The organism is Pediococcus acidilactici DSM 20284 (assembly GCF_000146325.1).
GTDB classification, from domain to species: Bacteria; Bacillota; Bacilli; order Lactobacillales; family Lactobacillaceae; genus Pediococcus; species Pediococcus acidilactici.
In genome coordinates this window covers 1,807,457-1,819,860 of record NZ_GL397067.1, presented here as the reverse complement: position 1 = coordinate 1,819,860, position 12,404 = coordinate 1,807,457, and the positions used below count along the sequence as shown (strand labels likewise).

The following is a 12,404-nucleotide window of genomic DNA, read 5'->3' as shown; positions in this document are numbered from 1 at the left end:
GATGCCACCTTTACTTACAAATTAATCTCCAACATCAAAAGCTGGCTCAGCCAACGAAATTCCAAAGTAATTGGGTACCGGTGCAGTTACCGTTTGCCAACTTTGGCTAAAGGGTAAGGGAAATTTTACTTGCCAAGAGTGCAGCCGCATGGGAGCTCCGTCAGCAAGTGAATTATACAAAGGGTCTCCCACGATAGGATGTCCTAAGGCTGCAAGGTGAACCCGAATTTGGTGGGTACGGCCGGTTGCTAACTGAACGCGTAGTAGGCTCCGTTCAACAAATTCACGAACCACTTGGTAGTGAGTAGTGGCCGGTTGCGCTCCCGGACCGTTGATTTGTCGTTTACGCTGGTCGTGAGGGTCAAGTCCAATGGGAAGCGTGATGGTTCCGCTACGGCTTTTCAAGTGACCTTCTACCATGCACAAGTACGTCCGTTGAATTAATTTTTGACTGATTTGCCGACTAAGAATTGGGACAACAACTGGATTTTTGGCTACCAAAAGGGCGCCACTAGTCCACTGGTCCAAACGATGAACGTTATACGCGTTGGAATCCTTCTTGGCAAAGTACGCCTGTAAGAAGTTAATCATGCTTCCCAACTCGTGTGGTTGGTTAGCGTGTGTTTTAATCCCCGCGGGTTTATTAACCACAAGAAGGTCGTCATTTTCAAACAAAACGTCAGGACTTTGGGAAGAATCCGGGTCAAACGGCGGAAGCGGGGTAGAAAAGTCACTTTCTTTGAAGGTTAACGAAATCAAGTCTCCGGTGCGGACAACGGTGCTAACCGGTTGGTACCGTTGGTTTACCAAAACTCGGCGTTCAGTGCGTAAAAAATGGACGACCTTCCGAGAAAGCCACCAAGTTTTTTGCAGTAGTTCTCGTAAAGTTTGGGGAGAATAAGATTGGTCTAGTTTAATATGGTACGTCCAGGTCATAAAAACTCCTTTTTGCCATAAAAAAACGACCCATAAAATTATGGACCGCTTTTTTACATACTTAATTATTTTTTGGCTTTCTTTTCGGGTTTAACTACTAACACATCACAAACCGCGTTCCGGCTTACGTAAGTAGCAACTGAACCAACCATTAGCCGTTCTAGCGCGTTTAAACCAGTAGAACCAATCATAATCAATTCGTTTTTGTGATCCTTTGGAAATTCACGAGCAATTACCGGCTTAGGATTACCAAAGCGGATATGAATGCTAACGTCGGTAACCCCAGCATCTTCAGCTCTTTTCTTTAGTTCTTCTAAGCGATGTTGGACGTCTTCAGAAAGCTTGTAGATTACATCTCCACTAACCGCTCCACCATAGGTGTCACTAAATTGGTTAACTTCTAAGACATTTAGGATATCTAGATGAGTGTTATTCCGTTTAGCAACTTCAATTGCCCGGTCAACGACAACCTCTGTCATTTTTGAACCGTCAACAGGTGCCAAGATATTTTTGTATTGTTGTAGCATGTTCCCACCATCCAATCATCATTTCTTATACTAATAATATCATTTTCAAAATGAATTGTAAGCCTTTTTACCTTTAAATTCTGGATATTTTCGCTTTGGCAAAGGTAAAGAAACAAAAAATGAAATCGGTTTATTACAACGCCCGAAACAGTGGTATATTGGTATGGTAAACGGGCAACGGGGAATGGTTCCCCATGCTAATTTAAATTAGGAGCGATACATAATGTTATTGGGTAGTATTGAAGCCGGCGGTACCAAATTTGTGTGTGCCGTGGGAAATGAAAATTATCAAGTACAGGATCAAACGCAATTTCCAACGACTACTCCGGAGGAAACCTTACAACGAACGGTCGATTACTTTAAAAAATTTGACATTGCGGCGTTAAGCATTGCGTCGTTTGGACCAATTGAAATTCGGCACAGTTCGCCAAAGTATGGCTATGTAACCACTACGCCAAAGCCAGGTTGGGCGGATACGGATTTTGTAGGGTACATTAAAAAGGAATTTGATATTCCGATTTTTTGGACTACCGACGTCAATGGTTCGGCGTACGGGGAATACGTAATGGCTACCCTCGCTAACGAAAAAATCAATTCGTTGACGTATTATACAATTGGTACCGGTGTGGGTGCGGGAGCAATCGTGAACGGCCACTTGATCGGGGGAATCGGTCATCCTGAAATGGGCCATGTTTTAGTAAAGCGGCACCCTGACGATCTAGATTTTAAGGGTGTTTGCCCGTACCACGGGGACTGTTTAGAAGGATTGGTTGCTGGGCCAACGTTTGAGGCTCGCTTAGGCGTTAAGGGCGCAGAAGTTCCGCATTCAGATCCCGTCTGGGACATTATGGCTTACTATACGGCACAAGCCGCTATTCAAACGACCCTTACGCTACGTCCGGGAAAGATCGTTTTTGGTGGCGGGGTAACCAACCCGGATTTCTTGGAGAAGGTTCGCAAATCATTTAAAGAACTCTTGAATGGCTACGTACAAGTTCCGGATCTTGATAAGTACCTCGTGATGCCGGAAGTTGCCAATAATGGTTCAGCCACCCTGGGTAACTTTGCGTTAGCTGAAAAATTATTAGAAGTTTAATAAGCTTTTTTGCTAGAAACAGACTGTTCAATTGGTTTTACGATTTAAACAATGCAACGTAAGGACTTGAAATAAAAATAGTCGCTTAACTACTGCTTGGTTGTGCAGTAGCTAGGCGACTATTATTTTTTAGTACTGAGTGTGGGATATCGTTCAAAAATTTCCTATAGCAGCGGTAAAATCACGTTGGTCCATAACCAAGAAATTGGCATGATAACGATCATAATCGGGATCATGTCGGCAGTTGGGAACATCTTAACTTGGATAATTCGGAAACCGCTCGCTAACATTAAAACTCCGCCTCCAGCTTTAAAGTCCAGAATCATATCTGGGGTGGTGAGGGGGAAGATCACGTGAGCAGCGAGGAATAGGGCAGTTAGAATGATTAAAAGCGGGATCGCAATTAAGGAAACCACGTATCCTAAATTGGCCGCAAAAATCAATGCCGTAAAGAAATCCAAAATTGCTTTGGAAATTAAAATCGACGGATCACCACTCATTCCTTCAATCAAAGAACCGTAAATACCAGTTCCGCTCGCACAGAAAAGGACGATTACGGTAACCAAATTAGCGTCGTAAGTGATCTTGTCCCAACTACCGTTACCCGTTTTATTGGAGGGGAGCAAGCGTGAAATGAGACGTTGCATATTTTCTGCGCCCCGGTTAATTAACACGCCGAGTCGGAATAGGAGACCCAATCCAGTTCCGATGATTACCGCGAAAATTACCGCGGCTAAGTTTTTCATGGGGGCAATTGCGTAAATTCCCATGGTCATGGAACAAATCCCAAAGGCCATGTTTAGACCTTCTTTGAACCGTTCGGACATCGCGCCGCCACTTAAGGCCCCAATGATTCCCCCAAAGAAAATTGCTGAAACGTTAACTATGATTCCAATTGGCAAATTAAATCCTCCCTCTTTTTTTACTCACAAAAGATTAGTTTAGTCATTGACTCGGAAAAGCGCAATTCCTTTTTATGTGCTAAAATATTCCAAATAGGAATAGGTCGGGAGAAAGCAATGGATACAAAAAAATTAACGACGTTGGTTGACTTGGCAGAAACCCAAAGTTACAGCGAGACTGCGGAAAGGTTATTTTTGTCGCAATCAACCGTGTCAAAACACATCATGACTTTAGAAAAGGAATGGGACGTTAAGCTTTTTTCGCGCGCTCACCGGCAAGTACAGTTAACCGCGGCAGGAAAAAAGATTTTGCCCGCGGTTCAACAATTATTGCGACAGGAAAAAGAATTACAAACCACGGTGGCAATCGCAAACGCCAACCACGCTCAGACGCTAGTTATTCACGGAATTGCTTCCATTGCCCAGTACCAAGCTTTTAACATCATTACTAAATTTACTAGCCAGTATCCGAACGTAAAACTGAAGTTCAGTGAAGCGGAGGTGCCGGACCTAAATGAAGATTTAAAACGGCAGGACGTTGACGTGATTTTTACTCGAATTTACGAGGATAACGATCCGCGCTATGACACAATCGTTAACGAAACAGACCATTACGTGGTGTTGGTGCCGAAGAATAGTCCGTTGGCGCAAGCTAAACAACTAAGCATTGAGATGATCAAGGACCAACAGCTCCTTTTACTCCGGAACACAATTACCGTTGCGAACCCCTTAAACGAAGTTTTGAAACGTTCGTTAGTTACTCCGCGGATTGTTTATGAAGGACAGCGAATTGATTTGATTTTAGAAATGTTAAACCAAGGGATGGGCGTTTCGGTAGTGATGAACAAGTCGTTTGATTTGACGGGTTTTGATAACGTCAAGGCCGTACCACTGGTTCCTGAAATCTGTAGTCGCCTAGTCTTCTTAAAAAGAAGGGACCGGACTGCACCAGTGGTTAATCTGTTTTGGGACTTTGCAAAACGGGAAATTGAGCAAGCAAAAAAATAGCAGGTAAAAAATAACCCTCACAGCAAGGTGTCCACCTAGTTGTGAGGGTTGTTTAATTTAAGAAGCTCGGGGTTATTTCCACCATAGTTTGATTAAAGCTTGGGTACCGTCGTCGCCAAGACCTTGAGCATTAACTAAATTGTCGTAAAGCTGGGTGGCTAAACGAGTGGCTGGTAAATCAATGTGCATTCGCTTAGCTTCGGTTAAGGTGATGTTGAGGTCCTTTAAAAAGTGTTTAGCAAAGAATCCCGGCGTGTAATCATTCTTCAGAATCCGCGGTACGTAATTATCCAGGCTCCAGTTATCGGCGCTTCCGTGGGAAACGGTATCTAAGACTTTTTGTAAATCTAAATTAGCGGCCTTCGCGTAAACCAGCATTTCAGTTAAGCCGGTCATCGTGCCGGCAATCATGATTTGGTTAGCCATCTTAGCGTGTTGTCCGGTACCAAAGTCCCCAAAGTAATTCGCCGCTTGTGAAATTTCGGGGAAGAGGGGTTCCATTTTTTTAAACGCCTCCTGGTGCCCGCCAGCCATGACGGTTAAGGTAGCGTTTTTAGCACCAATGTCACCGCCAGAAACGGGAGCATCGAGTGCCAACGCCCCGATTTCTTCAGCCCGGTGACCAATTTCTTCAGCGAGGGTTGGTGAACTGGTGGTCATATCAACAACTAACTGGTCGGCTTTCAACGTTGTAAAAATACCGTTTTCCCCAAAGTAAATTTCCTTAACGTCTTGCGGGAAACCAACCATGGTAATGACGATGGGTGCTTGGGTGGTCAACTGAGCGGGCGAGTCAACCCAAATTGCCCCGTGGTCAATTACTTCTTGGGCGTGAGCCTTAGTCCGGTTGTAGACAAATACCTGATGATGGTGCTTTAACAAATTATTAATAATTCCCGTACCCATTACTCCAGTACCGATAAATCCAATTTTCATGTAAATTTCCTCCTGTCTTAAATCAAGCGCATTAAATCAGCGCAATGGGAAAACAATGTATGTATGTAAAAAACGAGTTATGAATGTTAAACTTTTATTTAGAAACTTAACTAGTGAGGGATAAAATGAAAATTCTAGCCAACGACGTGATTCAAACCTTAAAAGCGGGCGACTTTGCCAGTCAAACGTTTAAAATCGGAAAAGCAACGCTTAAAAAAGCTGACGGGACCGGTGCAGATGAGGCGTTTAACTACTTAAAAACGGCGGTTAACCAGCACGGAATTGCCGAAGCGGTCATCAACGTTAACAAAGACGTGGTGATTAAGTTACAATCAAACGTAATTAACCTACCGCTATTATACCCCGCAGCCGTCGAAAAATTAACCGAGGCTGGCCAAGAATACGATTTGAACGTATATGCAGTCATCGAAGCTGAGAAGATTAATTCTTCACATTTACGAATTGATCAAATTGGAACGGCGGATGATCTGCTAAATGACAACCCGGACTTACGTTTAAATTTCCGGGACTGGGTTAAAGAACAGTTTGAACGCTTAGATCAACCAGCTGCAAAATCGACTACCGAATAGCAGGAGGGAGATTATGAAAAGAAGATTTGAATTGATTATTGGTTTGGCAATCGTCTTATTTGTGGGGGCGGTTTTTACTAGCGCACGAGCATACCAAAAACAAGTTCGCCACGATGCTAAAGTTGAACTACAAAAATCAGCTAAGCAAAAGGCTTTACCCAAAAGTTCGGCCAAGGATACCGGACTAGCTGGGGATGAAGCCCCCACGGCAGAAACGGCGAAAGCTTCTACCAAGACGAAAATGAACCCCGTAAATTGGAAAAAGTCCTCGCAAAAAAATGAATACCCTGATTTAGATAAGCATCCCCAGGCTTACTTGAAGGTTTCCATTGCCAAGCAACGGGTTTACGTAATGGACGGAAAAAATGTCTTATACACCATGTACGCATCTACCGGATCCAAGGATAGTCCGACCCCAACCGGAACTTTCCACATCCAAAAAGAACGGGGCGACTTCTTCTATAACGCGGCTTCTAAGGAAGGGGCTAAGTACTGGGTTTCGTTTAAGGATCACGGGATTTACCTTTTCCACACCGTTCCGACGGATAAGAACGGTAAATTTATCCCTAAAGAAGCGCAACAACTGGGTAAGGAAGCTCAATCACATGGCTGTGTAAGGTTATCGGTTCCAGATGCAAAATGGATTTATAAGAACGTTCCGGAGGGTATGAAAGTTGAAATACATTAAGATGATTCAAGAATGGCTACACCGGCCCCGACATTTTATTGTAGAAGTAGGGTGGGGCCTAGGACTTTTGTTAGGACTGCTGTTAGTGGTGAAAATCATTGGTCGTTTAGTTTTGCACACTACCTTCATTGGCTTTGGTACCATCCTTGGCGTGATGGTACTTTACCTAGTAATTATTTTTGGCTTACGTGCTTTAGAAATTAAATTACGCAAATAAAAAAGACGGGTTCCCGGAACCACCTGAGTAATTGTTAGGTGGCATCGGTTTGAACCCGTCCTTTTATTTTGCGCCAAATTAATTCGATCATGAACGGAACGAAAATTAGCATTAGGAAAATTAAGGTGAAGTATTGGCGAACAAAAGCGGTGCGACCGAAGAAGTAACCGGCAAAACAGCAAGTCAATACCCACAGTAACACGCCGGCGAAGTTGAGCTTATTGAAACGGCGCCAATCCATCTGGGTCGTTCCCGCAATAATGGGAACGAACAATCCCACGAAGGGGATGAACCGGGAAAAGACCAGCGATTTTTTAGTGTTCTTATCAAACAGCTTTTGGGTTTGATCTAACTGCGGAGAATCGCTGATTTTTTGAGCGATTTTATTTTTCGATTCCAAATTCACACCGTACCAATACTTAACCATGGCTCCGGTAGTTGCGGCAGCGATGAAAGTTAGCAGCAACAGAAAAATATTTAAATGTGCTGGGGCCGTAGAAGCAATCGTTCCAGTTAAGAATAAAACGGATTGCCCCGGTAAAAAAGAGAAGAAAATAAAGGCAGTTTCCAAGAATATCCAGATAAACAAGATCAAGTAAACCCACTGATTTAATTGGGTTGTTAAGGGGGTTAGGTAGGATAACGGATGAATTAGAAATCCCCAAATTAAATTTAGCATCGTACACCTCCTTATCGTTTTTATGGTAGTCTCATGATAGAGTTTTTTGGGCGAGATTGCAATTTTTAGGTCCAAGCTGGTTGTTGTGCAACCATTTTTGTGATACATTAGTTACATGCGATGAGTCGAGATGGGTCAGGCAGCTTCGGCTGTTTCGCTGCGGCGACTAGTGACCATTTCACCGGCACACATTAACTACCGGATTTTGTAGGTGTGGGTCAATTTGGGTGTGTGAGCCACTCAACGACCAATTCAGCAATTTTGCTGATGACCGGTTTATAAAAGACCATGACGTAATTTCGGTTACGTCATGGTCTTTTTTGTCCGCTTTTTTAGTTTATTTGATTAGGTATACTTGGTCATGAATTAAATCAAACGGCTGAAAATGTTGGTTTAACTTAGCAGCGGCTTGTGGTTCAACCAATTGAGCAATTTGCCAAAACTCGTTACTGTTGGTGGCGCCGTTTTGTTCGCCAATGCAGATTAATAGGGGCTGGTTAGGCAAACTACGCAGTTTTTTCAAAACTTGGACATCAATGTCCAGCCCATCGGGAGCCCAAGCCATAATTACGTAATCAACTTGCGGGCCATACTTTTCGATGGCAGCGAGGGCATCCAAAGGCTCCACTTCGGTCACCAAATGTCGACCAGTTTCATTTTCGGATTGCCACGCAAGCGAGTCTGTAGCAATTATGGGCTGGTCTTTCATCCGCAATCCGTGACTAATATAGCCGTTGCCAGCCATGATTTCTAGGGTGGGACGTCCGGCTAAATAGGCGGTAAGATCGTTAATTAACGGTGCGGAAATGTAAGCCCACATTCCGTACCTTTCTTCCAAGAAATCCCGGTACGAACGCAAAAGTTTATCTAACTTGGGTAGTTCGCGAGTTAATTTTTCCCAAAGACGATCTCCCCGCGGATCACCTAACGGAAAGCGTTCTTTGAGGCGGTTAAAAATTTGTTCTTGAACGTCGTCGGGCAATTCTAAAAGCGGCAATTGCTGGGGCAATAGATTTTGTCGAATTAAACGCTCGCTTTCCAATACTTGGTTAATCAAAAAAACAATTGAACCATAATCTTTAAATAAATTGCGATAATTGGTTAATTGGCGAAGGTAACGATCAGACGATTGCGTTGTTTGCGCCTTTTTTAATTGTCGCCGAAGCTTTTTCAATTTTTTCGGGTTCATTGCTTAGTCATCGTTCCTTTTCTGCCAATTTAAATCAAGCTCTTCTTGTTCCGTGGATGAGTTAATTGGGCGTCGTTTCTTACCGTGGAAATAGCCGTTGATTAATTGAAAAACTTCGTAGCGGTCGTCACTACTCAACGTTTTATGATCAAAGCTTAATTGACGGCCAGATAGGAATAGTTTGCTTAAATCATAGGCGTTAAGCGCGGAGCGACCACACAGATAGTCCATGCTTACGTCGAAATATTCGGCTAATTTTTTCACTTCCAGATAGGATGGGGTGCGGATTCCCCGTTCCCAATTCCCAATTTGATTAGCGGTGTTTGGATTTTCATCCGGAAATAATTCATTTAATTCTTGAGCAAGCACCTCCAAAGTGATGTGCTTACCGTGGCGTAAAGCGCGCAAACGTTCTGGAAACATAGACCGTCCTCCTGTGAATAATATTCTAGACCTATTTTAATACAGTTCGAGGGTATGCGACAAATTAAAGTAAATGTCACAAGCAAATTGGGGCCAAATTCGGGATTAGCGTAATTTTCCGCCAAGGACAGTAAAAAAAACGCTATACTAAAAAAGTTGGTTTAGGAGGAATACGATGAAAAAATTTTGGAAATGGCTTTTGGTGGTACTAGCGGTTTTGCTCGTGGTGGACTTAGGCGCGGGGATGTATTTTTTCCACGTTGCGGAAGTTCGCGGTACCAAAAGTTTTATTAAGAACGACGGAAAAATCACTAAAAACGATCCGTTGCGGACCCAAAAATTATGGTATCAACGGGTAAAAAAGGAAAAGTGGACGATGAAATCGGCGTCCGGTAACTTGAAGCTGGAAGCTTATTACATTCCAGCGGCCCATCCCACAAATAAAACGGTCATTTTAGCGCATGGTTTTCTACAAAATAAAGACGGTGAAGGCGCCCCGGCAGCCATGTTTCATGATTTAGGTTATAACGTACTGGCTCCGGATGATCGGGCTCACGGTAATAGCGAGGGGAAGCTAATTGGATACGGTTGGTTAGACCGGCGTGACTATATCAAATGGATGAACAAACTATTGCGTGAGAAGGGCGAACATCAAAAGCTGGTGATGTACGGGGTTAGCATGGGTGGTGCAACCACGATGATGATCAGTGGGGAGCCTGACGTTCCGCACCAGGTGAAGGCGTACATCGAGGATTGTGGTTATACGAGCGTGGAAGATGAAATTACTTACCAAGCCAAATCGATGTACCACCTCCCGAAGTGGCCACTGGTACCGACGGTTAGTTTAATTTCGAAGGTTCGGGCGGGCTACAGTTATGGCGAAGCTAGTGCCATGAAGCAATTGGCAAAAAATCATCAACCGATGATGTTCATTCACGGTGGAAAAGATGACTTTGTTCCTACCAAAATGATTGACCAGCTGTACGCTGCCACGAAGGGGCCTAAAGAAAAGTACGTGGTGAAGGACGCGGGGCACGCGAAGGCTATGCAAACGGACTATCAGCAATACCGCGACCGAGTTAAGCAATTTTTAGAAAAGAACGTTTAGCAGATTTTTCAACAAGGAATGTTGAAAACTACGCACCCAGACAAAGTGTGAATAAATTTGTAAAAAGAAAAAAAGTCTTAAAAGAATCGTTTTAACGACAATCCTTTTAAGACTTTTTTTACGCGTAAATGTAATCGTTTTGCATGTAAATCCATTCGTCGTTAGCTACCTGTTCATATAGCAGGTTAGCTAGCTCACGAGAAATATTTTGCTTACTTAATTGATTTTGAATAAAATTGTATTCATTTTGAAACGCGCTAATGAAGAGTTCGTCTTGAATCCGATTAGCCTGCTTATTATTCTGCAAACGGCGGTGACGTTCGCGGTAATAGCTTTCAATCCAATGAACTTCAGCTTGATTTTCTTCGGTAATTTGGTTGTGCAATTCTTCTAGGATCCGGGGGATGATTTTAGCTTCCACGTTCGCAATGTCATCTCGCGCAATTTTGATTTTGCGTTTAATGGCTTGATTATTAACGTGAACCGCCTTATGTCGGAGCCGGTGTTTCAAACGTATTAAGGAGTACTTAATTCGGTATAAAATTTGGTAGAACAGCGATTGACGCAGCTGGTAGCTTTGGAAAAAGGTCATTCGTTCGTACAAAGTTTGCAACTTGGAGCTAATTTCGCCTTGGTCCACCATTTCTTGTAGCAGTTGTTCTTCTAAGCTGAAGCACTTTTGCAACAGTTTAAAAATGGTTCGTCTCTTTGGACGCTGGAACATCGATTCTTGGCTTTGTAAGGTTGCAATGACCGCTTGGGTTTCAATCGGATCTTCGTTAGCGTCCTTAACCTGTTGAATAGCGTAATTAATCATTTGCTGCCGGTATTTGCTAATGTCGTCGGCGCTATACGAAACCGTTTTTTTAGGCAAGACGAGCGGCAAAATAATGCTAGGCACGCATAGACTGAGGACAATTACCGTAGCGGCGATAAAAATTAGGTCGTTACGAAACGGAAAAGCGGCCTTTTTGAAGACCAAAGGGATTGAGAAGGCCATTGCTAGGGTAATCGTCCCGTGAATGCCATTGATGGCGATTAAGAAACGGTTGAGAAATCGTTCTTGGGGACGAATCCGGATGCTAGCAAGTCGCAAGCTCACCCAAACGTAACGAATCACGATCATGGTGACGTACAGCACGATACCGATCAATACTAAATCCGTTAACGAGGCCACCTGACGACTGTTATTAACAATGTCGTAAATTACGGTAGGTAGCGAAACTCCTAAAAGGATAAAAACAAAACCATTTAACAGTTCGTTTAGATTTTCGGTAGTGGTCTTAGAAACGATTTGAATCTTAGTGGAAGTTAAGCGTAAAAATGGGGTTTGCGTACTCTGGACTAGCCCAGCGGCAACCGCGGCTAAAATTCCTGAAGTACCACAAAGTTCGGCAGCTAAATAGATGGCGAAGGGCTTGATCAAGTTAATGGGGACGACAATGTTAGCGTCGTCAATATTAGATTCAATCAGTAAAAATTGGAGTCGCAGAAATGCCCAGCCAATTATCCAACCAATTATCAACCCGCCTAAGAATACGTATAAGTAGTCGAAAATGCTTATTAAAGGTGAAAAGTGCCCAGTTTGAAAAGCAGTGAGTGCTAAGTCAAAGGCCACGATTCCGCTAGCGTCGTTAAAAAGAGATTCATTTTTTAGGTTAAGCATTGCGTCCGGGGGGATTTCTAAGTTGTCGGTTACGGATGAAACGGCAACCGCATCAGTTGGGGTGATGATTGCTGCCAAAGCAAATGCTAGTGCGAGCGGGATGTGGGGAAGCATTAAGTAACTTAGGTAACCCACACCTAAGATGGTGGTTAAGGCTAAACCGACGGCTAACGAGAACGTGTTTCCGAGGGTTAGCTTTAATTTGTTAATATCGGTATTGGCACCGTCATGAAACATCAGTGGTGCAATGATTGCCAGCATGAATATTTCGGGTTCCAAAACAAAGTGATTAAAGTTCGGGACAAATGATAGCAGCAAACCCACTAAGATTTGCACAATTGCTCGAGGTAGGAACTTAATTCGAGAATCTAAAATGTTAGCAACAATAACTGCCAACATTAAAGTTAAAATGAAAAATAAAACGTTCAATACGTGTCCT

At 43.3% G+C, this 12,404-nt stretch carries 14 protein-coding genes; 6 read left to right on the top strand and 8 right to left on the bottom strand.

Annotated elements, in window-relative coordinates; genetic code table 11:
• Nucleotides 1-21: 21 nt before the first annotated feature.
• Both HMPREF0623_RS08665 and HMPREF0623_RS08660 read right to left on the bottom strand, forming a co-directional pair.
• Nucleotides 22-936 carry an RluA family pseudouridine synthase gene (locus HMPREF0623_RS08665; RefSeq protein WP_004166735.1) on the bottom strand — a complete coding sequence of 305 codons (915 nt, stop codon included), beginning with the start codon at nt 934-936 and terminating at the stop codon, nt 22-24.
• A gap of 65 nt (nt 937-1,001) precedes the next feature.
• Entirely contained in the window at nt 1,002-1,463 is a 462-nt protein-coding gene (locus HMPREF0623_RS08660) for a universal stress protein (RefSeq protein ID WP_002830051.1), read from the bottom strand.
• 223 nt (nt 1,464-1,686) lie between these two features.
• Here HMPREF0623_RS08660 and scrK point away from each other — a divergent pair, with 223 nt between their 5' ends.
• Nucleotides 1,687-2,559: a fructokinase ScrK gene (gene scrK, locus HMPREF0623_RS08655; RefSeq protein WP_002831050.1), complete on the top strand. Its 873-nt coding sequence runs from the start codon at nt 1,687-1,689 to the stop codon at nt 2,557-2,559.
• Nucleotides 2,560-2,723: 164 nt separating this feature from the next.
• On the opposite strand, the gene HMPREF0623_RS08650 is transcribed toward scrK, so the two are convergent.
• Complete coding sequence (locus tag HMPREF0623_RS08650) at nt 2,724-3,461, bottom strand: DUF554 domain-containing protein (protein WP_004166734.1); 738 nt, start codon at nt 3,459-3,461, stop codon at nt 2,724-2,726.
• Nucleotides 3,462-3,578: 117 nt separating this feature from the next.
• On the opposite strand from HMPREF0623_RS08650, the gene HMPREF0623_RS08645 reads away from it, so the two are divergent.
• Nucleotides 3,579-4,469 (top strand): LysR family transcriptional regulator, encoded by an 891-nt coding sequence (locus tag HMPREF0623_RS08645; protein WP_004166733.1) that lies wholly within the window; start codon nt 3,579-3,581, stop codon nt 4,467-4,469.
• 72 nt (nt 4,470-4,541) lie between these two features.
• Here the strand turns inward: HMPREF0623_RS08645 and HMPREF0623_RS08640 are convergent, their stop codons facing one another.
• Nucleotides 4,542-5,405: an NAD(P)-dependent oxidoreductase gene (locus HMPREF0623_RS08640; RefSeq protein WP_004166732.1), complete on the bottom strand. Its 864-nt coding sequence runs from the start codon at nt 5,403-5,405 to the stop codon at nt 4,542-4,544.
• Between the two features lie 125 nt (nt 5,406-5,530).
• Between HMPREF0623_RS08640 and HMPREF0623_RS08635 the strand changes: the two genes are divergently transcribed.
• The 3 genes from HMPREF0623_RS08635 to HMPREF0623_RS08625 are packed head-to-tail and all read left to right on the top strand — an operon-like array spanning nt 5,531 to nt 6,900.
• The gene (locus HMPREF0623_RS08635; protein WP_004166731.1) at nt 5,531-5,995 is read left to right on the top strand and encodes a hypothetical protein; all 465 of its coding nucleotides are present in this window, start codon (nt 5,531-5,533) and stop codon (nt 5,993-5,995) included.
• Between the two features lie 13 nt (nt 5,996-6,008).
• Nucleotides 6,009-6,683, top strand: a complete 675-nt coding sequence (locus HMPREF0623_RS08630; protein WP_004166730.1) for a L,D-transpeptidase — start codon at nt 6,009-6,011, stop codon at nt 6,681-6,683.
• Nucleotides 6,670-6,900, top strand: a complete 231-nt coding sequence (locus tag HMPREF0623_RS08625) for a hypothetical protein (RefSeq protein ID WP_002831060.1) — start codon at nt 6,670-6,672, stop codon at nt 6,898-6,900. Before HMPREF0623_RS08630 ends, HMPREF0623_RS08625 begins: the two co-directional genes overlap by 14 nt.
• A 34-nt stretch (nt 6,901-6,934) precedes the next feature.
• Here the strand turns inward: HMPREF0623_RS08625 and HMPREF0623_RS08620 are convergent, their stop codons facing one another.
• The 3 genes from HMPREF0623_RS08620 to HMPREF0623_RS08610 all read right to left on the bottom strand — a co-directional run bounded on the left by HMPREF0623_RS08620 (nt 6,935) and on the right by HMPREF0623_RS08610 (nt 9,191).
• Nucleotides 6,935-7,579: a DedA family protein gene (locus tag HMPREF0623_RS08620; RefSeq protein WP_002830041.1), complete on the bottom strand. Its 645-nt coding sequence runs from the start codon at nt 7,577-7,579 to the stop codon at nt 6,935-6,937.
• Between the two features lie 337 nt (nt 7,580-7,916).
• On the bottom strand, nt 7,917-8,768 hold the full coding sequence (locus tag HMPREF0623_RS08615; RefSeq protein WP_004166729.1) for a hypothetical protein: 852 nt from the start codon (nt 8,766-8,768) through the stop codon (nt 7,917-7,919).
• A gap of 3 nt (nt 8,769-8,771) precedes the next feature.
• Entirely contained in the window at nt 8,772-9,191 is a 420-nt protein-coding gene (locus tag HMPREF0623_RS08610) for a helix-turn-helix domain-containing protein (RefSeq protein WP_002830039.1), read from the bottom strand.
• Nucleotides 9,192-9,366: 175 nt separating this feature from the next.
• Between HMPREF0623_RS08610 and HMPREF0623_RS08605 the strand changes: the two genes are divergently transcribed.
• Entirely contained in the window at nt 9,367-10,299 is a 933-nt protein-coding gene (locus tag HMPREF0623_RS08605) for an alpha/beta hydrolase (protein ID WP_004166728.1), read from the top strand.
• A gap of 118 nt (nt 10,300-10,417) precedes the next feature.
• Here HMPREF0623_RS08605 and HMPREF0623_RS08600 read toward each other — a convergent pair whose 3' ends face one another.
• A complete protein-coding gene (locus HMPREF0623_RS08600) occupies nt 10,418-12,394 on the bottom strand; it encodes a cation:proton antiporter (RefSeq protein WP_004166727.1) in 1,977 nt (658 codons plus the stop codon).
• Nucleotides 12,395-12,404 lie beyond the last annotated feature (10 nt).

Excerpts from the sequence above, each read along its gene's own strand:
- HMPREF0623_RS08665 (WP_004166735.1), bottom strand. The coding sequence starts at position 936 with ATGACCTGGACGTACCATATTAAACTAGACCAATCTTATTCTCCCCAA.
- HMPREF0623_RS08660 (WP_002830051.1), bottom strand. The coding sequence starts at position 1,463 with ATGCTACAACAATACAAAAATATCTTGGCACCTGTTGACGGTTCAAAA.
- scrK (WP_002831050.1), top strand. The coding sequence starts at position 1,687 with ATGTTATTGGGTAGTATTGAAGCCGGCGGTACCAAATTTGTGTGTGCC.
- HMPREF0623_RS08645 (WP_004166733.1), top strand. The coding sequence starts at position 3,579 with ATGGATACAAAAAAATTAACGACGTTGGTTGACTTGGCAGAAACCCAA.
- HMPREF0623_RS08640 (WP_004166732.1), bottom strand. The coding sequence starts at position 5,405 with ATGAAAATTGGATTTATCGGTACTGGAGTAATGGGTACGGGAATTATT.
- HMPREF0623_RS08635 (WP_004166731.1), top strand. The coding sequence starts at position 5,531 with ATGAAAATTCTAGCCAACGACGTGATTCAAACCTTAAAAGCGGGCGAC.
- HMPREF0623_RS08630 (WP_004166730.1), top strand. The coding sequence starts at position 6,009 with ATGAAAAGAAGATTTGAATTGATTATTGGTTTGGCAATCGTCTTATTT.
- HMPREF0623_RS08620 (WP_002830041.1), bottom strand. The coding sequence starts at position 7,579 with ATGCTAAATTTAATTTGGGGATTTCTAATTCATCCGTTATCCTACCTA.
- HMPREF0623_RS08615 (WP_004166729.1), bottom strand. The coding sequence starts at position 8,768 with ATGAACCCGAAAAAATTGAAAAAGCTTCGGCGACAATTAAAAAAGGCG.
- HMPREF0623_RS08610 (WP_002830039.1), bottom strand. The coding sequence starts at position 9,191 with ATGTTTCCAGAACGTTTGCGCGCTTTACGCCACGGTAAGCACATCACT.
- HMPREF0623_RS08605 (WP_004166728.1), top strand. The coding sequence starts at position 9,367 with ATGAAAAAATTTTGGAAATGGCTTTTGGTGGTACTAGCGGTTTTGCTC.